Source organism: Deinococcus peraridilitoris DSM 19664 (assembly GCF_000317835.1).
Taxonomy (GTDB): Bacteria; Deinococcota; Deinococci; order Deinococcales; family Deinococcaceae; genus Deinococcus_A; species Deinococcus_A peraridilitoris.
Genome location: NC_019793.1, coordinates 1,835,705 through 1,857,195 on the forward strand (window position 1 = coordinate 1,835,705; position 21,491 = coordinate 1,857,195).

Annotated in this window: 25 protein-coding genes; 11 read left to right on the forward strand and 14 right to left on the reverse strand. The window is 64.7% G+C overall.

The genetic code is table 11. From position 1 onward, the window contains the following. Positions 1-81 precede the first annotated feature (81 nt). Entirely contained in the window at positions 82-321 is a 240-nt protein-coding gene (locus DEIPE_RS09005; RefSeq protein WP_015235661.1) for a hypothetical protein, read from the reverse strand. A 324-nt stretch (positions 322-645) separates the two neighbouring features. On the opposite strand from DEIPE_RS09005, the gene DEIPE_RS09010 reads away from it, so the two are divergent. After that, positions 646-837: a hypothetical protein gene (locus tag DEIPE_RS09010; protein WP_015235662.1), complete on the forward strand. Its 192-nt coding sequence runs from the start codon at positions 646-648 to the stop codon at positions 835-837. Between the two features lie 85 nt (positions 838-922). On the opposite strand, the gene DEIPE_RS09015 is transcribed toward DEIPE_RS09010, so the two are convergent. Continuing rightward, on the reverse strand, positions 923-2,101 hold the full coding sequence (locus DEIPE_RS09015) for a bifunctional folylpolyglutamate synthase/dihydrofolate synthase (protein WP_015235663.1): 1,179 nt from the start codon (positions 2,099-2,101) through the stop codon (positions 923-925). Positions 2,102-2,220: 119 nt separating this feature from the next. Here DEIPE_RS09015 and purE point away from each other — a divergent pair, with 119 nt between their 5' ends. From purE to DEIPE_RS09040, 5 genes are all read left to right on the forward strand, one after another. Further along, positions 2,221-2,706 carry a 5-(carboxyamino)imidazole ribonucleotide mutase gene (gene purE / locus DEIPE_RS09020; protein WP_041231349.1) on the forward strand — a complete coding sequence of 162 codons (486 nt, stop codon included), beginning with the start codon at positions 2,221-2,223 and terminating at the stop codon, positions 2,704-2,706. Then, positions 2,703-3,806 carry a 5-(carboxyamino)imidazole ribonucleotide synthase gene (purK, locus tag DEIPE_RS09025; protein ID WP_015235665.1) on the forward strand — a complete coding sequence of 368 codons (1,104 nt, stop codon included), beginning with the start codon at positions 2,703-2,705 and terminating at the stop codon, positions 3,804-3,806. The genes purE and purK overlap by 4 nt, the downstream gene beginning before the upstream one ends. 59 nt (positions 3,807-3,865) lie before the next feature. Beyond that, positions 3,866-4,858: a carbohydrate kinase family protein gene (locus tag DEIPE_RS09030; protein ID WP_015235666.1), complete on the forward strand. Its 993-nt coding sequence runs from the start codon at positions 3,866-3,868 to the stop codon at positions 4,856-4,858. Further along, positions 4,855-5,853, forward strand: coding sequence for an endolytic transglycosylase MltG (mltG, locus tag DEIPE_RS09035; protein ID WP_015235667.1), 999 nt, complete (start codon positions 4,855-4,857; stop codon positions 5,851-5,853). Before DEIPE_RS09030 ends, mltG begins: the two co-directional genes overlap by 4 nt. A gap of 80 nt (positions 5,854-5,933) precedes the next feature. Continuing rightward, on the forward strand, positions 5,934-6,497 hold the full coding sequence (locus DEIPE_RS09040; protein ID WP_015235668.1) for a 5-formyltetrahydrofolate cyclo-ligase: 564 nt from the start codon (positions 5,934-5,936) through the stop codon (positions 6,495-6,497). Positions 6,498-6,585: 88 nt separating this feature from the next. Here DEIPE_RS09040 and DEIPE_RS09045 read toward each other — a convergent pair whose 3' ends face one another. Genes DEIPE_RS09045 through cmk form a run of 4 tightly spaced genes read right to left on the reverse strand, consistent with a single transcriptional unit; the run spans position 6,586 to position 9,287 of the window. Next, a complete protein-coding gene (locus tag DEIPE_RS09045) occupies positions 6,586-7,026 on the reverse strand; it encodes a Fur family transcriptional regulator (RefSeq protein WP_015235669.1) in 441 nt (146 codons plus the stop codon). 18 nt (positions 7,027-7,044) lie between these two features. After that, positions 7,045-8,019, reverse strand: a complete 975-nt coding sequence (locus DEIPE_RS09050; protein ID WP_015235670.1) for an SDR family oxidoreductase — start codon at positions 8,017-8,019, stop codon at positions 7,045-7,047. A gap of 48 nt (positions 8,020-8,067) precedes the next feature. After that, a complete protein-coding gene (locus DEIPE_RS09055) occupies positions 8,068-8,670 on the reverse strand; it encodes a lysophospholipid acyltransferase family protein (protein ID WP_015235671.1) in 603 nt (200 codons plus the stop codon). Beyond that, positions 8,667-9,287, reverse strand: a complete 621-nt coding sequence (gene cmk, locus DEIPE_RS09060; protein ID WP_041231352.1) for a (d)CMP kinase — start codon at positions 9,285-9,287, stop codon at positions 8,667-8,669. Before cmk ends, DEIPE_RS09055 begins: the two co-directional genes overlap by 4 nt. A gap of 103 nt (positions 9,288-9,390) precedes the next feature. Here cmk and DEIPE_RS09065 point away from each other — a divergent pair, with 103 nt between their 5' ends. Together DEIPE_RS09065 and DEIPE_RS09070 are read left to right on the forward strand one after the other, a co-directional pair. Continuing rightward, positions 9,391-10,209 (forward strand): peptidylprolyl isomerase, encoded by an 819-nt coding sequence (locus DEIPE_RS09065; RefSeq protein ID WP_015235673.1) that lies wholly within the window; start codon positions 9,391-9,393, stop codon positions 10,207-10,209. Between the two features lie 85 nt (positions 10,210-10,294). Then, positions 10,295-10,870, forward strand: a complete 576-nt coding sequence (locus DEIPE_RS09070) for a peptidylprolyl isomerase (protein WP_041230805.1) — start codon at positions 10,295-10,297, stop codon at positions 10,868-10,870. 58 nt (positions 10,871-10,928) lie between these two features. On the opposite strand, the gene DEIPE_RS09075 is transcribed toward DEIPE_RS09070, so the two are convergent. The 4 genes from DEIPE_RS09075 to der form a co-directional block, all read right to left on the reverse strand. After that, the gene (locus tag DEIPE_RS09075) at positions 10,929-11,318 is read right to left on the reverse strand and encodes a RuvX/YqgF family protein (RefSeq protein ID WP_015235675.1); all 390 of its coding nucleotides are present in this window, start codon (positions 11,316-11,318) and stop codon (positions 10,929-10,931) included. Positions 11,319-11,327: 9 nt separating this feature from the next. Beyond that, on the reverse strand, positions 11,328-12,206 hold the full coding sequence (locus DEIPE_RS09080; RefSeq protein WP_015235676.1) for an AP superfamily protein: 879 nt from the start codon (positions 12,204-12,206) through the stop codon (positions 11,328-11,330). A gap of 37 nt (positions 12,207-12,243) precedes the next feature. Further along, a complete protein-coding gene (locus DEIPE_RS09085) occupies positions 12,244-13,929 on the reverse strand; it encodes a long-chain fatty acid--CoA ligase (RefSeq protein ID WP_015235677.1) in 1,686 nt (561 codons plus the stop codon). Positions 13,930-14,108: 179 nt separating this feature from the next. After that, on the reverse strand, positions 14,109-15,443 hold the full coding sequence (der, locus tag DEIPE_RS09090) for a ribosome biogenesis GTPase Der (protein ID WP_015235678.1): 1,335 nt from the start codon (positions 15,441-15,443) through the stop codon (positions 14,109-14,111). A 368-nt stretch (positions 15,444-15,811) separates the two neighbouring features. On the opposite strand from der, the gene DEIPE_RS09095 reads away from it, so the two are divergent. Next, a complete protein-coding gene (locus DEIPE_RS09095) occupies positions 15,812-16,291 on the forward strand; it encodes an FKBP-type peptidyl-prolyl cis-trans isomerase (RefSeq protein WP_015235680.1) in 480 nt (159 codons plus the stop codon). Positions 16,292-16,351: 60 nt separating this feature from the next. Here DEIPE_RS09095 and DEIPE_RS09100 read toward each other — a convergent pair whose 3' ends face one another. After that, positions 16,352-16,672 (reverse strand): FUN14 domain-containing protein, encoded by a 321-nt coding sequence (locus DEIPE_RS09100; protein ID WP_015235681.1) that lies wholly within the window; start codon positions 16,670-16,672, stop codon positions 16,352-16,354. 196 nt (positions 16,673-16,868) lie between these two features. On the opposite strand from DEIPE_RS09100, the gene DEIPE_RS09105 reads away from it, so the two are divergent. Together DEIPE_RS09105 and DEIPE_RS24470 are read left to right on the forward strand one after the other, a co-directional pair. Next, a complete protein-coding gene (locus DEIPE_RS09105; protein ID WP_015235682.1) occupies positions 16,869-17,450 on the forward strand; it encodes an RNA polymerase sigma factor in 582 nt (193 codons plus the stop codon). A gap of 15 nt (positions 17,451-17,465) precedes the next feature. Next, positions 17,466-18,878 (forward strand): polymer-forming cytoskeletal protein, encoded by a 1,413-nt coding sequence (locus tag DEIPE_RS24470; RefSeq protein ID WP_015235683.1) that lies wholly within the window; start codon positions 17,466-17,468, stop codon positions 18,876-18,878. On the opposite strand, the gene DEIPE_RS09115 is transcribed toward DEIPE_RS24470, so the two are convergent. The 3 genes from DEIPE_RS09115 to fba all read right to left on the reverse strand — a co-directional run bounded on the left by DEIPE_RS09115 (position 18,869) and on the right by fba (position 21,394). Then, positions 18,869-19,117, reverse strand: coding sequence for a hypothetical protein (locus tag DEIPE_RS09115; protein ID WP_015235684.1), 249 nt, complete (start codon positions 19,115-19,117; stop codon positions 18,869-18,871). The genes DEIPE_RS24470 and DEIPE_RS09115 overlap by 10 nt on opposite strands. 406 nt (positions 19,118-19,523) lie before the next feature. Beyond that, entirely contained in the window at positions 19,524-20,252 is a 729-nt protein-coding gene (locus DEIPE_RS09120) for a hypothetical protein (protein WP_157448821.1), read from the reverse strand. Between the two features lie 224 nt (positions 20,253-20,476). Continuing rightward, the gene (fba, locus tag DEIPE_RS09125) at positions 20,477-21,394 is read right to left on the reverse strand and encodes a class II fructose-1,6-bisphosphate aldolase (RefSeq protein WP_015235686.1); all 918 of its coding nucleotides are present in this window, start codon (positions 21,392-21,394) and stop codon (positions 20,477-20,479) included. Positions 21,395-21,491: the final 97 nt, after the last annotated feature.

A 21,491-nucleotide genomic window follows, 5' to 3' on the forward strand; every position in this document is an offset into this window, starting at 1 on the left:
AAGTTCGGCTTATCAATCCTGCAGACCGCAGTTCGTCATACAAGACGCCCGGCGCAGCGACGGAACCGGACGTTCCTCCGGTCAGTCGGCGGCCTGGGCGAAGGTAATGGATGAAGCTGTCAGCGCCTGCATCGCCTGTGAGGTCGCGCGCCCCGAGGTGCTCAGCGCAAAGTGACCGCGCAGGTAGAGGGCTTCAAGTGCTTCGCAGCCCAGCACGCGCCGTATCCGGTCGATGTGCACTTCGGCCTTTTCATGCGTCGTGACCACCAATACACGGTCGACGGTATTGGGAACCCAGTGGCAGGTCAGCGTATCGATCATCAGAACCTCCAGGCTTTCAGGACATGGCACACGGAAGCGTACGGGCTTTCCGCTGACGCCCCCTGTGCATGCCTCCTCGGCATCCCATTCCTCGGGTGGACACCCTCAGGAACCGGCCCCGGCAGAAATGAGTGCAGGAAGCGTTTCCACTGCGTTCATCTGCTGTTTAGCGTCAAGCGCACTCGTTTGCCGCTAAACAGCGCTGCACGCGCAATCGGGCGCGTCGTCGCGTCGAGGTGGTCCGGCGCAAAAAGCAAGACCCGTTCACCTTGCTCCAATGCCTCCTATTTTTGTGCCATCTATAAGTTGAGCAGGAGGACACCCATGAAACTATCGACCATCCTGTACGCCCTCGGCTTTATCTCCATTACCGCGTCGGCCGCGTCTTACCTGACGGGCAAGACCAAGACGGGCACCGAAGGCCAGCACACCGGGCTGTTCGTCGGCGAGTGGCCCCCGACCTTCTTTATTCTCGGCAAGATTGTCGAGGACCGCGAGCGTCAAGGCGACCTTTAAACGTCCGCTGAACGATGACACGGGACGGCCCACGGGCCGTCCCGTCCTTACTTTGTATTGCCACCCTTGGGCTTTCAGGAGTGTGTCAGGGCTGGTCGTGGAAGAGTGCCTGTCCGCCGATCAGAAAAGTCCGAATCGTTCCCACGAGGTACAGGCTTCCCGTCACCAGCAGCCGCTCACCTCGGGGAGTCAGCCGAACCGCCCGCTTCAGGGCCTGTCGTGGATCGTTCTCCGCGTGTCCGGCGTAGGCGGCTGCCAGCTCGGCGGGCGACGCTGCACCCTCACCCGGGCAGGTGAACACCCGCTCACGGGCGAGCGGGCTCAACTCGGTCAGCATGTCCGCGACCGCCTTGCGGCCAAAGGCGCCAAACAGCAGGGTATGCACGCTCCCGACCGCAGCAGCCAGCGCCCGAGCCGCGTGCGGATTGTGAGCTCCATCCAGCCACACTTCACGCCCCTGAACCTCGAAGCGCTCCAGCCGTCCGGGGTGCGTGGCGCTCAGGGCGACTTTCTCTCCCGCCTCAAAGCCCAGCAGCCGCAGCGTCGCCAGGGCCAGCCGGGCGTTGTCCGCCTGATGCGCGCCCCGCAGTCGCGGCGGAGCGGGCAGAAAGAACAGCTGTGGGTGTGATTGGGGGGTCAACAGCGGCGCGCCGCGCAGGGCGGCCACCTCACGAATCACGGCGAGGGCTTCCCCGGTTGCGGTGGTCAGCAGGGGCACGCCAGGTCGCGCGGCGCCGGCCTTGTCCCGGGCGATCGCGGCAATGGTCGGACCCAGGGTCGCGGTGTGGTCCAGGGCGACGTTGGTGAGCAGCACCGCACGCACGTGACCCAGGGCGTGGGTCGCGTCGCTCTGCCCGCCCACGCCAGCCTCGACGACCGCGGTCGTCACGCCGAAACGCGCGAACGTGCTGACGGCCAGAGCCAGGGCCAGATCAAAAAAAGGCTCACCCGGAGCGTGCTGCCGCGCCCACTGAACGAAGACCGCGGTGTCTTCTGCCGAAATTTCCTGACCGTTCACCCGTATCCGCTCCTCGAAGCGCTCCAGGTGCGGGGAGGTAAAGCGCCCCACGCGCTCTCCGGCGGCCAGCAGGCCTGCTTCGAGCATCGCGCAGGTCGAACCCTTACCGTTTGTGCCCACCACACGGATGGTGTCAAACGCTTTGTCGGGTGCGCCCAGGGCGTCGAGCAACGCACGGGAACGCGCCGGGTCACGAGGCGCGCCCGCGCGTGTCCTGTGAAAAAGCCATTCGTGAGGCGTGGTCATGGGTTAAAAGTGCCGACAGGGTCTGCGCTGTTTGGTCCTGGGGCCGGTGGACCCCGCGGCCCCTTATGATAGGTCGCGTGAGAAGTGCTTTGGAAACTTCGGCTCAGGTCGGCGTCGTGATGGGCAGCCGCAGCGATTTTGAAACCCTGCAGGGGGCTCTGGAGGTGCTGCGCGAACTCGGTGTGGGCTTCGAGGTCCGGGTACTCTCGGCGCACCGCACCCCGGCACTGCTGCAAAGCTACGCAGCGCGTGCCGAGCGGCTGAATTTACGTGCGATCATCGCGGGCGCCGGCGGCGCCGCGCACCTGCCGGGCATGCTGGCCGCCTTTACCCGGGTGCCGGTGCTGGGCGTGCCCGTGCAGTCCAGGGCGCTCAGCGGACTCGACTCGCTGCTGTCGATCGTGCAGATGCCGGCCGGCGTGCCCGTGGCCACTTTCGCCATCGGCACGGCGGGGGCGCGCAACGCCGCGCTGTTCGCGGCGGCCATGCTCGCCGCCGAGGACGCGCAGGTGCGCGAGCAGCTGAACGCGTACCGGGCCCGCCAGACGGACGCGGTCCTGGCGGAGCCTTTCTTCGAGGGTTACCCCGAGGCGGGCGAGGCGTGAAGCGCACCGTCGGGATTCTGGGGGGCGGGCAGCTGGCCCAGATGCTCGCGCTGGCCGGTGTACCGCTGGGCGTTCAGACGCAAATCCTCGAGCCGTCGCACCAGGCACCCGCACGGCTCGCCGCCCTTCACCTGGCCGCCGACTACACCGACCAAGAGGCGCTGGAGACGCTGGCGCAGTGTGACGTGGTGACACTGGAATTCGAGAACGTGCCAGTGCAGGCCCTGACTTACCTGAACGGCCAAGTACCCGTTCGTCCGGCCCCCGAGATTCTGGAGCGCTCCCGCCACCGTGTGCGTGAAAAACAGGCGCTGCAGGCACTGGGGCTCGAAACGGCACCCTTCTGGCCGCTGCATGACGTGCAGCAGGCCGAGGAGGCGCTGTTGGCCGTGGGCGGCGAGGGAATCCTCAAGACTGCCGAACTGGGCTACGACGGCAAGGGTCAGCACCGGGTTCGCTCGGCTGGAGAGCTGCGACAGGCCTTGGCGGATCTGAACGCCGAGTGCGTACTGGAAGGCGTCGTGCCCTTTGTACGCGAAGTCAGTCTGGCCGTGGCGCGCAATCCGGCGGGAGAACTCGCTTTTGGTGGTTTGATCGAAAACGAACACCAAGGCGGCATTCTGCGCCGCTCGGTCTTTCCGGCCGCCTCCAGCGCCGACACCGCCCGTCGTGCCCGCGAGATGGCCGCCACGGCCGCGCAGGCCTGGCAGCTCGAAGGGCTGCTCACCTTCGAGTTTTTCGAGCTCGAAGGCGGAAAGCTGCTGGTGAACGAGATCGCGCCGCGCGTTCACAACAGCGGCCACCTGACCCAGAACGGCGGGGGGATCAGCCAGTTCGAGGCGCAGTTGCGCGCAGTGCTGGATTTGCCGCTGCAGGATTTCGCACCGCTGAGGCCGTGCGCCATGGTGAACCTGCTCGGCTGGAGCGCAAAAGCGCCGGACTGGCAGGCACTCCTGCGTGAAGAAGGCGCGCACCTGCACCTCTACCACAAGGACAACGTGCCAGGACGCAAGCTGGGGCACGTGAACGTGGTGGGTGACACGCGCGAGCTGGTGCTGCAGCGCGCCGCGCGGATTGAAGCGCTGCTCGGGACCGAATGACACGGCCGATCACGCGAAGCACCCTTCTGCTCACGCCGGGCTCGCTATGATACACGGTGATGTCCGCTTCTGACCGCGCGCCGCTGCTTGCCCTGGGTGACCTCGCCTGGGATGTTCTCGCCAAACCCGACACCCTGCTGCTGCCGGGCGGCGACACCACCGGGCAGTTGGAACTGTCCGGCGGCGGCAGCGCCGCGAACCTCGCGGTATGGTCCGCGCGCGTCGGGTACCCGACCGGCTTCAGCGGCAAGATCGGGCAGGACCGCTTCGGTCAGCTGGCCGTGCTGGACCTCGAAGCCGAAGGCGTCACGCCTCATATCGTGACGACCGACGAGCACCCCACCGGGGTGATTCTCGCCCTGATCGATCACACCGGTCAGCGCGCAATGCTTTCCGGTCAGGGTGCCGACTGGTACCTGCAACCGTGGGAACTGCCCACCGAAGCGCTGCAAACGGCACGGCACGTGCACCTGACGGCCTGGAGCCTGTTTTCAGATCCGCCACGCGGTGCGGCCCTGCACGCCGCCCAGCTGGCCAAGGCAGCGGGCGCGACGGTGTCGCTCGATCCGGGCAGCTTCCAGATGATTCAGCAGTTCGGACGTGACAGCTTTCTGCACCTGATGGACCAGATTCCTTTCGATTTGCTGCTGCCCAACGCTGACGAAGCGCGCGCCATCAGCGGTGAGAGCGAGCCGCACGCCATGCTGGGATGGCTGCGTGAGCGCTTTGCCCAGGCAGAAGTGGCCCTCAAGCTCGACGCGCAAGGTGCGCTGCTGGGCCTCCGGGAGGGAGCGCCAATCCACGTGCCCGCCACGCGCGATCACGTGATCGACGCGACAGGAGCCGGTGACGCGTTTGGTGGCGCCTACCTGGGGCACCTGCTGCGTTTCGGCGATCCACTGGCAGCGGCCCGCTGCGCGACGGACGTGGCCGGTTGGGTGGTCAGCCGCTTCGGCGCGCGCGCACCGATCGACGAGGATCTGCGTGGCCGTCTCGCGCGCCACGAGATGGTGGCGCAAGGCAGCCACGCCAAGCCGGAGTGGCGAGAATGAAGCTGCTGGGCCGCCTTGTGCTGGTGTTTTTTGCGCTGCTGCTGCTGGCGGGCGGCGCCGTGGGCTTCTACGTGCATAATCTGACCCGCCCGGCGGGAGGCGCGAACACCACCCTGGAAGTCAAACCCGGCGCCAGCCTCGCGCGGGTCGCAGCCGAGTTGCAGCAGCGCGGCATCGTCAAGTCGGCAGACGCCCTGCGCGCCATCATGCGCTTTCGTGGCAGCGCCGCGAACTTGCGCGATGGGCTGTACGACTTTACAGGGGACATGAGCGCCTTCGAGGTGGCCGACACCCTCGCCCGGCCTGGTCGGCCCCGCATCGTGACCGTCACGATTCCCGAAGGCAAACGCCTGAAAGACCTGCCAGGCATCATCGAAAAAGCAGGACTTGGCAGCGCCCAAGCGCTGCGCACGGCACTGAACGACGTCAAGGCAAGCCCGTACGCCCGGAAGTCGCTGGAGGGCTTCCTGTATCCCGCGACTTACCCCTTCCGACCCGAAGCGAGCCCACAGGAAATCGTCCGGGCCCTGACTGAACGCATGAACCGCGAATTCACGCCCGAACGCATCGAGAAAGCCACAAAGCTGGGTCTGGACGTGTACGGCTGGGTGACGCTGGCCAGCATGGTGCAGGCCGAGGCCGGCCACTCCGGAGAGATGGCCCTGATTGCCGGCGTGTTTCTCAACCGGCTGGAGTTGCGCATGACCCTGGGATCCGACCCGACCGTGGCGTACGGCCTCGGCAAGGACTTGCCGCAGCTCAACCGCTATGAGGGCGACTTCACCCGCGATACGCCCTACAACACCTACACTCGTGCCGGTTTGCCTCAGGGCCCTATCAACAATCCCGGTCAGGAAGCGCTGCTCGCCGTCCTGAATCCCCAGCGCAGCGTGAACGGCAAAGACGCGCTGTACTTCCTGCACGGCAAAAAAGGCGAATTCCGCGTCAATGCCACGTACGCGGCCCACCTGCGCGATATCGCCCAGTACCGCTGAAGCCATACCGCCGAACGCCGTTCAAGCCGCCTGGCACGGCCAAGCAGAAGGGCGACCTTTCCCAGGAGGAACCATCTAACATGCAGGCCGCCCCGACCAAAGCCTCCCTGCGCGTCTGGGCCAAGGCACGACGCGCCGGGCTTCCCGATGTCTCTCCCCTCCTGACCGCCCACCTGGCGGCGTGGCTGCGGTCGCGCAACATCCGTCGGGTTCTGGCTTACCGGGCTTTTGGCGGTGAACCCAGCGTGGACGCGCTGGCCTCAGGGTTCGAACTGTTTACCACCCGCGCCCGGTGGCGCCCCGCACCGCACCTCACCCTGCATCCCTGGGCAAGTGCCACGCAGCGGGGCAAGCTCGGTATTCTGGAGCCCCCGCCACACGCGCCACAGGTACCGCACCAGGACATCGAAGCGGTGCTGGTGCCCGGCCTGGCGTTCGATGTGTACGGAGTGCGCCTGGGGTACGGCGGTGGATTTTATGACCGCCTGCTGCCAGCGCTCCGCGTGCCCCTGATCGGCGTGACCGGCTCGGCCTTGCTGCTGCCCGAACTTCCAGGCGAGACGCATGACGTGCGCATGCACTTCATTGCCACCGAACAGGGCGTGCAGCCTGCACGCGATAAAAGTAGCGCCGGAATGCCTTGAGCGCTTGAGGCGCCTTCAGGAACCGGGGTTCGCGCCGCACATGGACGTCGCTCGCCGTGTGGATAGACCATAAGGTCAGGCAGGAATGTCAGTTCTGCGCGTCCTCGTGGCAGCTCGCGCACACCCCATGAAACTCCAGCACCACCTCGGTCAGGCGAAATCCGGCAGGAAGCTGAGCGCTCGTCAGCGGAGGAGGCGCGGCACAGTCCACGTCGAAAATCGCGCCGCATGACCGGCAGACCACATGGTGATGGTCGGTGTGCTTGTAGTCATAACGGGCCCGCTCACCGGCCCGTTCGATGGTGGTAATGACCCCTTCGCGCGCCAGGGCGTCCAAAGCGCGGTAGACGGTGCCAAGGCTGACGTTGGGCACCACCGTGCGAACTTCCTGAAAAATCCAGGCGGCGTCCGGATGGGTGCGGGTCTGGCGCAACACATCGAGCACCGCCTGGCGCTGCCGGGTGTGACGCGTGATTTTCACGTCCTCAGGATAGCAAAGGGCGTAAAAGCGAAGCTGACCGCTTCTCATCAGCCGACATCAGCAGGCTCAGCTTTCGGCGATCAGGTCGTCCATCAGGCGGTCGAGGCGCTCGTCGTGTTTCTGGCGCGCCGGGTCGGCGTCGTACCAGGCCATGATTTCCTCGGCGCCACGCGCGAAGGGAATGACCGCCCGGTATTCCGGCACCACCCGCTTGATCTTGGTGTTGTCGAAGATCATGCTGTGCGCCTTGTCGCCCAGCAGACCCGCACCCCACTCGGGGTCGGCGGCGGCGATACGGGCGGAGGGCACGTGCACGATCTGCACGGTCGTGCCCGCTGCCCGGGCGACCGTCTCGAAAATCTGGTTCCAGGTCAGCAGCTCGTCGGAGGTGATGTGAAAGGTATCTCCAAGGGCGTGCGGATTGCCGAGCAGCCCCACGAATCCGAGCGCAAAATCCCGGTGGTGCGTGAGCACCCACAGTGAGGTGCCGTCGCCGTGCACGATGACCTTCTTGCCCTGCCGCATGCGCCGCACGACCGTATAACCGCCATCCATCGGCAGGAGCGTCTGGTCGTAGGTGTGCGAGGGCCGCACGATGGTGATCGGAAAATTCTGTTCGCGGTAAGCACGCATCAGGCGTTCCTCGCAGGCGATCTTGTTGCGCGAGTACTGCCAGAAAGGATTGATCAGCGGAGTCGATTCCGTCACGGGCAGATGCACGGGCGGCGTCTGATACGCCGAAGCGGAGCTGATGAACACGTACTGCCCCGTGCGCCCCTCGAAAAGCGCCAGATCGGTCTCGACGTGCTCGGGTGTGAAGGCGACCCAGTTCACCACCGCGTCAAAAGTGTGCTCACCCAGCGCGGCGCGGGCCGACTCGGGATCACGAATATCGCCTTGCAGCACCCGCGCCCCTTCTGGGACGGGCCTCAGCGAAGTCTGGCCACGATGGAGCAAATACAGCTCGATTCCGCGTGAAAGGGCCAGTTCTGTGCAGGCCGAGCTGATGATGCCGGTACCACCGATGAACAAGACCTTCATGACATCCTCCTGTCGTGCGCCTTCTTGCTGAGTTTCCAGTCAGTCAGATCATTCCAGTGTCCGCAACGCTTCCCTGATCTTCTCGGTCAGCTCGGCCACTTTGCCTTCCGGCGCGATGGGCGGTCCGAAGCGCACGAACCAGCGCCGTTTGGCGCGGTCATAGCGCACGCTGGCCGGCACGATGGGCGCCTTGCCCTTGAGGGCGATCAGGGCCGCGCCTCCCTGCAAAGCCGTGCCACCCCGCGTGCCCTGCGGAAAGATTCCCAGCGCCCCTTCGGCCTGCAGGATGCGCAGGGCCGTGCGAATGGCGCCGACATCGTTGCCGGTGCGGTCGACTGGAAAGCTGCCACCGGTGCCGATCACGAAGCCCAGAAAGGGGTTGTCGAACAGCTCTTTTTTGGCCATGTACTGAATACGCCGACCACGAGGCATGGCGTGCGAAATGGCGAACGGGTCGAGCGACAGGGTGTGACTCCCGGCGATGACCACCCGGCCCTGCCGGGGAATATGTTCGCGGCCTTCGACGTTGAGGCCTCCGCCCAGCAGGATCGGAATGCCGGTGGCCAGCTGCACCAGTTCGTACATGACCGGATTGATCCGCTTGGTGTTGGACGCCGCCTGTCCTTGGGTGGCCTTTTTGGGTCTGGTCATGCAGGTACCGCTTTCAGAATGCACGAAACGACTTCGTCGAGGCTCAGGTTGCTGGTATCGAGCAGCAGCGCGTCCGGCGCCGGACGTGACTGCGCGGCGTCGTGACGGTCGCGCTCGCGCAGCGCGGCTTCTACGGCGTCGACGTCCCCGGTGCGCTCCCCGGCACGCCGCTCGGCCCGTACGCGCGCCGAGGCGGTGAGGTAGAACTTGACACTTGCCTGCGGAAAGACTGCCGTGCCCATGTCACGCCCTTCAACCACGAAGGGTTCAGGCAGCGCCCGCAACTGCTCATTCACCCAGGCCCTCAATTGGGAGTGCTGGGCGACGCGCGAAACGGCCGCGTCGACTTCGGCAGTGTGCAGTTCGTGCGTGAGGTCTTCTCCTTCGCACCACACCTCGTTGCCCTGAGCGTACGGACGCAGCTCCAGGGCATGCGAGTCGAGCAGCCGCAGCAGCGCCTCCTGGTCCTGCGTCGGTACGTCGTGCTTGAGGGCCAGCCGCGCCACGGCGCGGTAGAGCAGGCCGCTGCTCACGAACGGCAGATTCAGTTGCTGGGCGACGCGGGCAGCCACGCTGGATTTTCCGCTGGCGGCCACGCCGTCAATCGTCACGATCACGAGCACGATTGTAGTGCGTTTCGGGCCGTTCGGAGTGCCCTTCCCGAGAGCAGCTCATGGGAGCGGGGCGAGCTTTTCATGCCGTGCGCGCTAGACTGCTCGGGTGAGAAAATTTCTGTTGATCGCCTTGTTGCCCGCGCTGTTGCTCGGCTGCAAGGACCGCGACACGACGGGCGCCACCGGCACCACGGAAAGCAGCACCGAGAGCACCTCGGCACCGGCAGAGGGCAACCAGGACACCGGAACGGCAACAGCCTCCGACAGCGCAGAGGGCGCTGCTTCCGCCCAGGGCGCGAATTCACAGGCGTCCGCTCCGGCCAGCAGCGCGACTCCCCCGGCAGCCGGGGTGCCCCAGGGATACACGCGCGTTCCCGACCTCAGCGAGCAGCCGAAGCGTGATTTCAAGGAAGAACCTGACTTTCAGCTCGAAGAAGGACAGGACTACGCGGCAGTCGTGAACACCAACCGTGGCCAGATGGTCATCGACCTGCACGAGGACGTGCCGACCACCGTCAATTCCTTTGTGTGGCTGGCGCGTCATAAGTTTTACGACGGCCTGGCCTTTCACCGGGTGATCGAGGGCTTCGTGGTGCAGGGTGGCGACCCCAACACGCTCAAGAACGAGCGCAATGCCTGGGGGACGGGCGGACCGGGTTACAGCATTCCGCTGGAAATCCGGCGCAAGTACAACTTCGACGAGAAAGGTGTGCTGGGCATGGCCCGCTCGCAGGACCCCAACTCGGGCGGCAGCCAGTTCTACATCACCCTGGCGCCCGCTCCGAACCTCGACGGGCAGTACACGGTGTTCGGCAAGGTCGTGCAGGGCCTGGACGTGCTCGACCAGATCAAGAAGTACGAGGCGCCCGCCGAAGGTGAAGTCGACCGGATGCAGAGCGTCTACATCGTCACCAAAAACAAGTAATCCTGCGCCAGAAGCCGCCGGTCATAACCGGCGGCTTCACTTGTTGTGCATGACGCGCGGCGTCTTGTGCGTTAAGGTTGACACGATGAGCGACTACACCATTCCCGAAGGTTATCAACTGACGCCCTTTCTGAGCGAAGAACGCCAGACGCGTTTCGCCAGCGCGCCTGAACTCGGTCAGGGTATCCAGCCCGGCAAGGCCTACCTCGCAATTTTCGAAACGAACAAGGGCCGGCTGGTGATGGAGCTCACCCCAGACCAGACGCCGGTCACCGTGAACAGCTTCGTTTACCTGATTCGTCATCATTACTACGACGGCATCGTCTTTCACCGGGTCATTCATGACTTCATGGCACAGACGGGCGACCCGACCGGCACTGGCACGGGCGGTCCCGGCTACCGTTTCGAGGACGAGTTCACCCGCGAGCTGCGCCACGACCAGAAGGGCGTGCTCAGCATGGCCAACGCCGGTCCGCGGACCAACGGCTCGCAGCTGTTCATTACCTTCGGCCCGACTCCACACCTCGACGGTCGTCATACGGTGTTCGGCCGCGTCATCGAGGGTCTGGACATTCTCGACAAGCTCACGCGTATTCAGCCGGGCTACCCTGGCACTCCTGACCGAATCGAACGCGCCTACGTGGTTGAAAAGAACAGCTGAACTTTCACGAGGAAAGCAGGAGGAACGCGCGTTCCTCCTGCTTTCCTCGTCCTTCGGTTTATCCGCCGCGCTGCAAAAACAGCTCCAGAATCTGCACGGCGGCCGCCTCATCGAGGTCCTGCGCGCCCAGCTCGCGTGCACGTCGTGTCGTGAAGCGCTCGTCCTGGTAGTACACGCGCACGCCCGCCTTGACCAGATCGTAACCGAACGAACGCACGCGCTGCGCGACCGGTGAAGGCTGCCCGTCCGTGCGCAGCGGCAAGCCCAGTACGAGTGCCTCGGCTCCCTCGGCCCGCATGCGGGCCAGCACCGCGTTGATATCGCGGGCGTGCTTCTTGCGCTCCAGCGAGCCACGTCCGAAGGCCAGGTTCCCGACGTTCACCGCAAAGCCGATGCGATTTTTGCTGACATCGAGGGCCAGCAGCTTTTGCGGCGTGGAATCGGTCACCTGTTCATTCTAGAGCCCCAGCAGCCCGGCGATGGCCTGCGCTCCCTCGGTGATGCCGTCCGCGGCGGGCAGCTCCACGCCCGCACCGGCAAACGGCACGCGGGCGTGGGTATGGGTCTTGATGCCCAGATTCTCGAAGTTGCCGTGGTCAGACGTGACGACCAGCCGTGCTCCGGTCTGCGACAGGCCTTCGAGCAACGCGTCCAGGCGCGTCAGGTAGGCGCGGGCGGCCGCGTGCAGTTCGGATCGCTCGCCCGGCCCGCCGGCGTGGCCCAGAAAGTCCGAAAACCACAAGTCGAGAATCAGCAGGTCGGCCTGCAGTGCCGCGTGGCCGAGCGCTTCGCCGAGCGTACGGAGGTGGTCGAGGCCGGTCGTCGGCGCGTGCGGTGCTTCGAAGGTTAATCCCAGGGTCGGCGCAACGAGCGGAAACCCGGCCGGATTGAGCGTCCGACCGGCCTGCAGCACGCTCCACGGAAAACATCCGTACGGGTTGCGCGTGGGGGGGCGGGTCCGCTCGAAGTACGCGGAAGGATAAAAATTAAGCAGTTCGGTCCGCCCGCCCGCCCGCGTCAGACGGACGGGCAGGCTGCGCTCCAGCATGGCGCGCAGGGTCGGGCCAGGACGGGGACCGTAATGGCCCTTCATGACCCGGGCGGCGTTTTCACCGGTAAGCCAGCTCGTCTGCCCGGTGGCGGACTGTGGCAGGCCCTCGGTGTGCAGGTGCGCGTCCAAAGCCTGCCCGGCGTCGATCAGGGGTCGCAACGTCGGTAGCGCGGTGTTCCAGGGGCTGTGGTCGGGGGCGTCCAGGGGATGCCCGACTCCATCGAGGGCCAGCCAGATCAGGCCGCTCACGCGCCAGGGACCGAACGGCAAAGAACGAAGGGGCACATGCTTCCAGTGTGCCCCTTCGCGCAACGGGTGTGGTCTACGCCAGGGCGGGCAGCTGGTAGTCCTTGAACTGCTCACGCAGTTCACGCTTCATGAACTTCCCGGTCGAGCCCAGCGGAATGCTCTCCACGAACTCGTAGGCGTCGGGCAGCCACCATTTGGCAAAGCGCGGTTCGAGCCAGGCGTGCAGCTCTTCGGGCGTGACCTCGGCGCCTTCTTTTTTGACGACCACGGCCATGGGACGCTCGTCCCACTTGGGGTGGCCCACGGCGATCACGGCGGCCATCGAGACGGCCGGGTGGGACATCAGGGCATTTTCGAGGTCCACGCTGGAAATCCATTCCCCGCCCGACTTGACCAGGTCCTTGGCGCGGTCGGCAATGGTCATGTAGCCGTATTCGTCGATGGTGGCGATGTCCCCCGTGTCGAACCACTGCGTCCGGCCAAAAGGTCCGTCGAGGTAAATGGTGTTGGCCTCGCTCGCTTCGGCGTTCTGATAGTAATGGCCGCTCACCCAGGGACCGCGCACCAGCAGACGTCCCAGACTGCGCCCATCGTGCGGAAGAAGCTTGCCGTCGTCATCGACGAGGCACAAGTCGACCATGAAAGGCGCGATGCCCTGCTTGGCGCGCAGGCGGTAACCATCGTCGCTTCTGGGATCGACGTGGGTGGGCAGGTGTGAAGCGGTGCCGAACGGGCTCGTTTCGGTCATGCCCCAGGCGTGCAGAATGGTCAGGCCCAGCTGATCGAACGCGCGGATCATGCCCTCGGGCGCCGCGCTGCCGCCCACCACCAGGGCCTTCATGGCGCTCAGGTCGTAGGGCGTTCCGGCTGCCTGGGCACGCTGCAGCTCGCTGAGCAGGCCCAGCCAGATGGTCGGCACCCCCGCCGTGCCGGTGACGCGCTCGTCTTGCATGAACTTCGCGAGGGTGGGGCCGTCGCTGAAGACGCTGGCCAGTGCGAGGTTGGCGCCCGTGAGCGGCACCGCCCAAGGGTAACCCCAGGCCATCACGTGAAACATCGGCACCACCGGCAGCACCGTGTCGCTGGGGCTGAGGGTCAGACCGCTGGGCAGACTGACCGCCAGACTGTGCAGCACGGTCGAGCGGTGCGAATACACCACACCTTTGGGATTGCCGGTGGTGCCGCTGGTGTAGCACATGCCAAGCGCGCTGCGCTCGTCGATCTCGGGGTACACGAAGGCGCCTTCGTCCTGCTCGGCGATCCAGCTGTCGTAATCAAGGGTCCCCGGCACGGCCTGCGGAGTCGGGCCCATGATCACGACTTTTTCCAGGGTGGGACAGTGCGGCAAAATGGCCGGCAGCAATCTCGCCAGAACGTTGTCAATCAAGAGCACGCGGTCCTGGGCGTGGTTGATGATGTAGACGATCTGCTCGGGATGCAGGCGGATGTTGACGGTGTGCAGCACCAGCCCGGCCGAGGGCACGCCGAAGTAGGCTTCCAGGTGGCGGTAGGTGTTGGTGCCGATGGTCGCCACCCGGTCACCGCTTTGTAGACCGGCCGCCCGGAGGGCGCCCGCGAGTTGCCGCGCCCGGCGGTACATGTCGCGGTAGGTGTACTGATGGCGTCCCGGCACGGGCTTGCCTTCAGCGTCCACACCGACGGGCAGCAGGGTCGTGACAGTGTTACCCGGAAAGCGGCGGTTCACGTACTCCAGCAGGTACGGCATGTTGAGCTGCACGTCCATCATGGTGCTTTGCATAAAATCCTCCGGCAGGAAAGGGAAAAGGCGACGCGCGAGCGCCTGGGGTGAGCGGATGGGTTGGGGGTATTGTACTCAATCCAAAAGAGTTCGCCCACGCCCCCACTTTCCTCGGCACTGCTCGGGCCTTTCCTCACCCTCGGTACGGCAAAAAAAGCCCCGCACCTGCGGGGCGGGGGTCACTTCTGGACTTCTTCTTCTTTTGTCTTGCTCTTTTTGCCTTTGTAAGGCCCTTTTTCACGCCAGGTGAGCTTCACGGGGATGCCGGGAAGGTCAAGGTCCTCGCGGATGCGGTTGAGCAGGAAGTTTTCGTAGGCGCGCGTCACGAAATCCGCCCGGTTGCAGAAGATCACGAAGTTGGGCGGCGCAGTCTCGACCTGCGTCATGAAGTACATCTTGAGCGGCTTGCCGTTGAAGTTCGGCACCCGCTGCTTGACCTGCCAGATTTCGAGCATCCGGTTGAGGTCGGCGGTGGCGATGCGCGACTGCCACTTGGCGTAGAGCTTCATGGCCTCGGCCAGCATGTCGTGAATACCATAGTCGTTGATGGCGCTCGTATAGGCGCGCGGCGCGAAGTGAATGTGGTTGAGCTTGATGTCGAGGTCGCGGGTGGTGCGCTTGATCTCCTCGTCGGGCACCAGGTCCCACTTGTTGACCACCACGATCACCGGCTTGCCGCTGTCGTACGCCAGGTTGGCGAGCTTGAGTTCGTGGTCGCCGAGTTCTCCGGCGTTCACGACCAGCCAGATGATGTCGCTGCGCTTGATGGCGGCCTCGCTGCGCATCATCGCGTACTCCTCGATGGCGCTGTCGGGCCGCTTGCGAATGCCAGCGGTGTCCACCAGCACGAAACGCTGCCCGGCGTAATCGAAGTCCACGTCGACGCTGTCGCGGGTGGTGCCCGGCTGGTCGGCGACGATCACGCGCTCGCTGCCGGTGATGGCGTTGAGCAGGCTGCTCTTGCCCACATTGGGCCGCCCGATCAGGGAAATCCGGATAGGGGCGATTTCCGAGACGTCCTCGTCGTCCTCGGGCAGGTGCGACACCACACGGTCCATCAGGTCATCGAGACCGCGCGCGTGCTCGGCGCTGACGGGCAGGGGCTCACCAAACCCCAGGCCCCACAGTTCGGCCAGGTAGACATCGTGCTTGAGTGAGTCGATCTTGTTGGCGACCAGCACCACCGGCAGGTTCAGGCGGCGCAGCCAGTCGGCGACCTCGTAATCGGCGGCAGACAGGCCCTCACGCGGATCGCACACGAAGATGACCGCCAGGGCGTCTTCCATGGCCATCTCGGCTTTTTCACGAATGGGCGCTTCCCACTCGTCACCGCTCCACAGGCCCCCGGTGTCCATCAGGACGATGCGGTGGTTCTCGTAGAGCATCACGCCTTCCTTGACGTCGCGGGTGACGCCGGGAAAGTCGGCGACGACCGCTTCGCGGCGTCCGATCAGGCGGTTGAACAGGCTGGATTTTCCGACGTTGGGACGACCGACGATGGCGACTTTATGCATGACACCCCTCCAAGCGCTTCCAGGCGAAGCGGCTGAGGGCCACGGCCGCCCGTGGTCCGGGCACGCCGACATGAACATTGATGGTCATAAGACTCCTTTCGGTGCCGCGCGAGGCCGAGTCGAAGCTTCGCGCGCCGAGGCCGCATCCCTTCAGGGCGCGGCGCTGTTTCGTTGAGTTTTGGCCAAGGCGGGTTCACCTTCCTGGCCGCAGTTTTTCAGTTTACCTCGTTCAGATGATGAAGTGGTGGGGGCCGAAACACCCGTGTTACACTTGAGCCTACCTCGTCTTTGCTGTCCACACGGATAGGAAAAAGCGCGTCCACGACGCCGAAATGCGTTTGAGCGCCTCGGGAATCACAGGAGACATCATGAAAATTACAGAAAACAAAGTGGTTGAGCTGGAATACGTTTTGCGGGTCGGTGGCGAGATCGTGGACGAGAGTGAACCCGGCGAGCCGCTGGTGTACCTGCACGGGCACAGCAACATCATTCCCGGCCTGGAGCGCGCCCTGGAAGGCAAGCAGGTCGGTGATTCACTGCAGGTCACCGTGCCTCCCGAGGAAGGCTACGGCGAGCGCGACGAGGAAAACGTGCAGGTGCTGCCCCGCGAGGACTTCGAGGACGACGTCGAGGTCGGCGCGAGCTACTACGCCCAGAGTGAGGACGGCTCCATCACGCCCCTCACCGTGATCGAAGTGCTGCCCGAGGGCGTGCGCGTGGACTTCAACCCACCCCTGGCCGGAGAAACGCTGGACTTTCAGGTCAGCGTGAAGGGCATCCGCGACGCGACAAGCGAGGAACTCGAGCACGGTCACGTGCACGGCGGTGACCTCGACGAAGAAGAGTAAGCGGTCAGGAGCGCCGGGTGAGGTGTGTCCTCACCCGGCGCTCCTGTTTTGTGTGGCGCTTTACCTGGTGCGCAGTCCGAGCATCAGTCCGGCCACGAAGGCGCCACCAAAGGGCAAGTTGGCGCGCAGGACGTCCAGCAGCCACGCCGAACCCTGCTGGGCACCTTCTTTGAGCCAGGGTTCGGCGATCAGTTGCACCCGGCCCCAGTTGACGCTCAGAAAGCCGAAGTAGGCCAGCAGTTGCACGATTACGAATAATGCGCCCAACGCGAAGATCATGACACGCCCGACTTTCTTGATGGCAAAACCCGCACAGAAGCCCAGCACGCCGCCAATGGACAGATCGGGCAACAGCGGCCGCAGCAGATCGGGAACGGACATTCGCAGCTCAGAATAGAGCAAGCTGCGAACGGAAACTCCACAGCAGCGGCCAGCCGGAGGAAAATCCGGCAGTCACGTTCCCGTGACTGCAATCTGCACGCCGCTGCGCACACAAGTGCGCTCACGTTAACTACACGCGTCGGGTACATTGAAAAGACTGGCCCAGGTGCCGGAACTTTTTTCCCGAGGTGACGTAATGAAAAGCGTGCCGCAAGCCGAGGTTCTGACCCACGAACTGCTCGCCGAACTGCGGGCCGGCGACGAAGGCGCGTGGCACGCTTTTATCAGCACACACGAAGGGCGCATGTACAATTACCTCTTCCGGCTCGAGGGCAACAAGGACGAGGCACTCGACCTCACACAGGAAGTGTTCTACCGGGCGTGGCGCTCGATTGCGACCTTTCGGGCCGGGGAGCGCGTTCTGCCGTGGCTTTATCAGATTGCCCGCAATACCCAGATCGAACGTCACCGCCGCAAGCAGCTTCCACGATTCTCGATCGAGGAAGCGTCCGAGGAGGTGGGCTTCGAGGCAGTGTCTCACCACCGCTCGCCCGTGCAGGCGGCCGAGAGCGTGGACGCGGCCGAGCGTGTTCAGCGCGCCCTGACCGAGCTGCCGCTGGAGTACCGCGAGGCGGTGGTGCTGCGTTTCGTCGAGGACCTCTCGTACGACGAGATTGCGCAGTTGCAAGGTTGCGCGGTGGGCACTGCCAAAAGCCGGGTCTTTCGGGCCAAGGAAATGCTCTCCGGCCTGCTTGGTGGAGTGGTGGATGTGGATTGAGGAAGGTGTGACGCCGTGAACAGCAGCACGCGAAACCTGATGCACAAGGCGCTCGATGGGAAGCTGACGACCGAAGAGCGTCAGGCCCTCGATACGGCTTTGTCACACGGCGACGTGCGTGCCGAGTTCGAACGGCTCAAGCAGGTGCACGCGTCGCTGTACGCGCTGCCGCGCGTCAGTCCGCCACCCTTTCTGGCCCGTGAAATTGCGCAGGAAATCTCACTGCGCGCCGCGCTTGGCGCACACGCCCCCGTGCCCGAAAGCGTCGCTGCCCGCGTAACGGACCGCATCGCCGAGGATACGTATGCGGAAATCGCGGTGACCCTGCAGACCTTGCCGCGCGAGCAGCTGCCCGCCAGCCTGGCTCCCCTGGTGGCGGCGCGCATTCACCGCGCGGCGCGTCATAACCCGGCGCCCCTCGTGCTGGTGGGCGCCCTCGTGGCAGCGTTCGTGGCCCTCACGGTCTCGTTTGCGTGGCCGAACCTCACGGCAGGCGCGACGGTGCTGCGTGAATTGCTGGGTCAGCTCTCTCCGCTGGTATTTCTGGGATTTGCGCTGTTGCTCGTCACGAGTGCACTGGTGACGTGGCGACCGACGCCGGCCGTGCAGCGGGGTGGTTCACTGGCCTTCGTGCTGTCATTGATGCTGGCCCTGCCGTCGGCAGTCGGCCTGTTCGCGGGCCGGGCGGGGCAGGACCTTGTGCGCGTCGGTGGAGACGTGGTGGTGAGCGGCACGGTGAACGGCAACGTGATTGCCATCGGGGGAAATATCATTCTGAAAGCGGGAGCGCGGGTGGCGGGCGAGGCGGTGGCTTTCCTGGGTGACGTGCACCGGTCTCCGCAAGCGAGAGTCAAAGGTCATACCAGCGCCCTGCTGGGAGAAGTCGAGGGCGCCGGCGAGCGTCCGACCGTGAGCAGCAAGCCGCTGCCCGCCCTGGGCACGGCGAGTGCGTTCTTACCGCTGCTCGAGTGGGTCAGCGGCGCGGCATGGCCGCGCATCTACCTCGCGGCCCTCGGCGCCATCACGCTGCTGATGTTCCTGAGCGGCGTTGCTCCGCAGCTGGCGCGCGCACAGCGTCATGCGCCGCTGCGCACGCTGGCGATGGGAACGCTGGCCTTTTCGCTGGCCGTGCCTCCATTGGTCTACGGCGCGCTCAGCGGTTTTCTGGTTCCCGCCTTCATGGGTGGGGCGCTGCTGTTGCTGGCCTTCAGCGTCGGACTGAGCGTCACTTTGTACGACGCCGGACGGCTGATCGTGCGCCGTTTCAAGGTGCCCGAACCGGATGTGCTGGGCGCCGTGCTGGGCCTGAGCCTGTTCGCGGCGTCCATGAGCCTGCCCCCTGTGGCTTTCACCCTGTGGCTGCTGGGAAGCTGCTGGGGCGCAGGCACCTTGCTGCTGGCCCGCCCGCGCCTGGTTGATCAAAGGTAAGGTGCGGCCGCGTCAAAACCGGCAAGCGCTTCGGCGTGAATCTCCCAGTCTCCACTTTCCCGGCGGGCCTGCCCGATTTGCACCAGGCGGTTCAGCTCGGCCTCGACCCGCTGCTGCACCCGACGCAGCGGCATGTCGTCACTTCCCTCGACACCACGCCAGCGAAGAAACGCACGATGGAAAGAAGGAAGTTCGTTCAGCTCGATCTGGCCTTCCAGGACACGCCATGAAATCCACACGCCTGATCCTACGTCGTGTGGTGCCTGAGCGGCTCACGGCCAACCAGCCTTGCCTTCAGGCTCAGCTCATTTCTGGTGCGGATGTTGAAGGCTTCACAGCAAAAAACTCAGCCCACCCTCACACTGTCGATGAGGCCCTTATGTCACGAGCTATCCTGCTTTCACTTCTGCTCTTCGTTTCGAGCGCTGCTCAGGTCAGCGCGTCGAACTCACCTGAGATTGCGCCACCAGGCGTGGATTGTGGCCTTGGTGGACGCGAAGCCTGCGCTGATGATACGCAGGAGCCTGCTGTCCCCTTTTCCATCCGGGTCTGTCTGCTCGAAGGAACCTGCAGACACCGCGAAAACGCCGTGTGAGTGGCACCTGTTTCGCCATGCTGCACCGGACGCTTCGCGGCTGAGGACTACTACCGTTTGGAGACGTCGACTTTTTTGTCGTAGATCAGCGCGAGGCTGACTTCTGGCTGGCGCTTGCCGTCCACGGTGCTTCCGCGGTTGTACGCCAGCAGCACCCCGCCATTCGACAGCTGCTGCAGGCCCAGATTGGCAATGACAGCCGTCCGGGTGCGCAGATTGACATCCTCGATCTGCCAGCTCCAGCCCCTACGGGCGCCCAGACCCAGGTGGTCGTCCTTTGCCGCGACGTTCACCGTACGTGGTCTGGCAGTGAATCCTTCGGCTGTTCTCAGTTCACCGCTGGCCACGTCGAGGCTCAGACCGCGCAGCGCCTCGGCACCCACCCCGCCCTGAAAGGTCACGCGGTTCCCGGTCTTGACCACCAGCAGCCGCACGGTCTTGCCGGTTCGTTCCAGCCGCACCCAGTCAGGCGACAGGCTCCGCTGGTATTCGCCTTCGCTGACACCGAATTTGGGATGCCAGGGTGGTGAGTCCGCTCCGTGCTCGGCTGCATACTCACGAAACCAGCGGGGATCTTGCTGCGAAGCCTGTCGGATGCGTTCCTTGATGGCCATGATCTGCGGATCAGGCGTCCAGACCATCACTTCGGCCACCTGTCCATTGTCGGGCATGAAGGCCAGCAATCGCGCTCGCAGGTCACCCTGGGCCAATGCCAGGCTGAGCAGACCGCCGCACAACAGCGTCGGAAGAAGGCGGGAAAGACGTGGGAACGAGATCATCGTGGCGAGGTTGAGCATACCCGGAGCGCGTGAGAAATCCTGTAGGCGCGTCTATCACGCCTTCAAGCGAGACATCAGGGAAGCGTCAGTTTCTTCTCTGCACCCTAGCGTCTGACAACTGACAGTTTTCTTACCACTCCACTTTCTTACCACTCCACACGGACCGCCCGGCAGAACAAAGTGGGAACTGACTGAACTGTCAGTTCCCACCCGAAATGCGCTGGTCAGGCTTTACCAACGCTGCCGAGCACCCGCATCTTCAGCTCGACCATCTCGGCCATCAGGTCGCGGGCCGGACCGAGAATCTTGCGGGGATCGAATTCCTTGGGGTTTTTCTGCAGCGCTTCACGAATGCCGACCGTCATGGCAAGGCGCAAATCGGTATCGACATTGACCTTGGCGATGCCGTGCTGGGTGGCCTGCTGCAGATCCTCGTCGGCGATGCCGTGTGCCTCACCGATCTCACCGCCCGCGGCGCGAAGGCGCTCGACGATGCTGGTGGGCACGCCGCTCGAACCGTGCGCGACGAGCGGAATGGGCATCAGCTGTGAGCACTTCTCGATGCGCGCGTGATCGATGAAAGGACGCCCCTTGCCCTTGTAGGCGCCGTGCGAGGTACCGATGGCAATCGCGAGGTAGTCGACGCCCGTCGCGTCCACAAAGCGCTGCGCTTCCTCGGGGTTGGTCAGGAAGGCGTCTTCCTCGGAGACCACGATGTGCTCCTCGATGCCGCCCAGACGGCCGATTTCGGCCTCGACCGTGACGCCCATGGCGTGCGCGGCCTCGACCACCCGGCGGGTTTCGTGGGCGTTTTCCTCGAAGCCGTGATGCGAGGCGTCGATCATCACGCTGGTGAAGCCCAGACGAATGGCGTTCAGGGCGCTTTCGTAGCTGGAGCCGTGGTCGAGGTGAATCGCCACCGGGACACTTGCGCGCGTCGCGAGGTCGATGGTGATGTTCACCAGATCCTTGCCGCCGTACTTCAGCGCGCCCTCGCTGATCTGCACCATCACCGGACTGCGCAGCTTCTCGGCGGTGCCGATGATGGCCTGCGTGATCTCCATGTTGTTGGTGTTGAACGAACCAACACCGTACTTGCCTGCGCGGGCGGGAACCAGAATGTCAGAGCCAGTAACGAGCACAATACCCTCCTTGAATTGCCGTCCCGAATCCGACAGAGGCGGACCGGACGTTCGGCCTCACTTTATCTTGCACCGGGCGCGAAGTTCGAGCCCGACG

Bases quoted from the DNA above. Each gene is read 5' to 3' on its own strand.
- DEIPE_RS09005 (WP_015235661.1), bottom strand. From the start codon at position 321: ATGATCGATACGCTGACCTGCCACTGGGTTCCCAATACCGTCGACCGT.
- DEIPE_RS09010 (WP_015235662.1), top strand. From the start codon at position 646: ATGAAACTATCGACCATCCTGTACGCCCTCGGCTTTATCTCCATTACC.
- DEIPE_RS09015 (WP_015235663.1), bottom strand. From the start codon at position 2,101: ATGACCACGCCTCACGAATGGCTTTTTCACAGGACACGCGCGGGCGCG.
- purE (WP_041231349.1), top strand. From the start codon at position 2,221: ATGGGCAGCCGCAGCGATTTTGAAACCCTGCAGGGGGCTCTGGAGGTG.
- DEIPE_RS09030 (WP_015235666.1), top strand. From the start codon at position 3,866: ATGTCCGCTTCTGACCGCGCGCCGCTGCTTGCCCTGGGTGACCTCGCC.
- mltG (WP_015235667.1), top strand. From the start codon at position 4,855: ATGAAGCTGCTGGGCCGCCTTGTGCTGGTGTTTTTTGCGCTGCTGCTG.
- DEIPE_RS09040 (WP_015235668.1), top strand. From the start codon at position 5,934: ATGCAGGCCGCCCCGACCAAAGCCTCCCTGCGCGTCTGGGCCAAGGCA.
- DEIPE_RS09045 (WP_015235669.1), bottom strand. From the start codon at position 7,026: ATGAGAAGCGGTCAGCTTCGCTTTTACGCCCTTTGCTATCCTGAGGAC.
- DEIPE_RS09050 (WP_015235670.1), bottom strand. From the start codon at position 8,019: ATGAAGGTCTTGTTCATCGGTGGTACCGGCATCATCAGCTCGGCCTGC.
- DEIPE_RS09055 (WP_015235671.1), bottom strand. From the start codon at position 8,670: ATGACCAGACCCAAAAAGGCCACCCAAGGACAGGCGGCGTCCAACACC.
- DEIPE_RS09070 (WP_041230805.1), top strand. From the start codon at position 10,295: ATGAGCGACTACACCATTCCCGAAGGTTATCAACTGACGCCCTTTCTG.
- DEIPE_RS09085 (WP_015235677.1), bottom strand. From the start codon at position 13,929: ATGCAAAGCACCATGATGGACGTGCAGCTCAACATGCCGTACCTGCTG.
- der (WP_015235678.1), bottom strand. From the start codon at position 15,443: ATGCATAAAGTCGCCATCGTCGGTCGTCCCAACGTCGGAAAATCCAGC.
- DEIPE_RS09095 (WP_015235680.1), top strand. From the start codon at position 15,812: ATGAAAATTACAGAAAACAAAGTGGTTGAGCTGGAATACGTTTTGCGG.
- DEIPE_RS09100 (WP_015235681.1), bottom strand. From the start codon at position 16,672: ATGTCCGTTCCCGATCTGCTGCGGCCGCTGTTGCCCGATCTGTCCATT.
- DEIPE_RS09105 (WP_015235682.1), top strand. From the start codon at position 16,869: ATGAAAAGCGTGCCGCAAGCCGAGGTTCTGACCCACGAACTGCTCGCC.
- DEIPE_RS09120 (WP_157448821.1), bottom strand. From the start codon at position 20,252: ATGATCTCGTTCCCACGTCTTTCCCGCCTTCTTCCGACGCTGTTGTGC.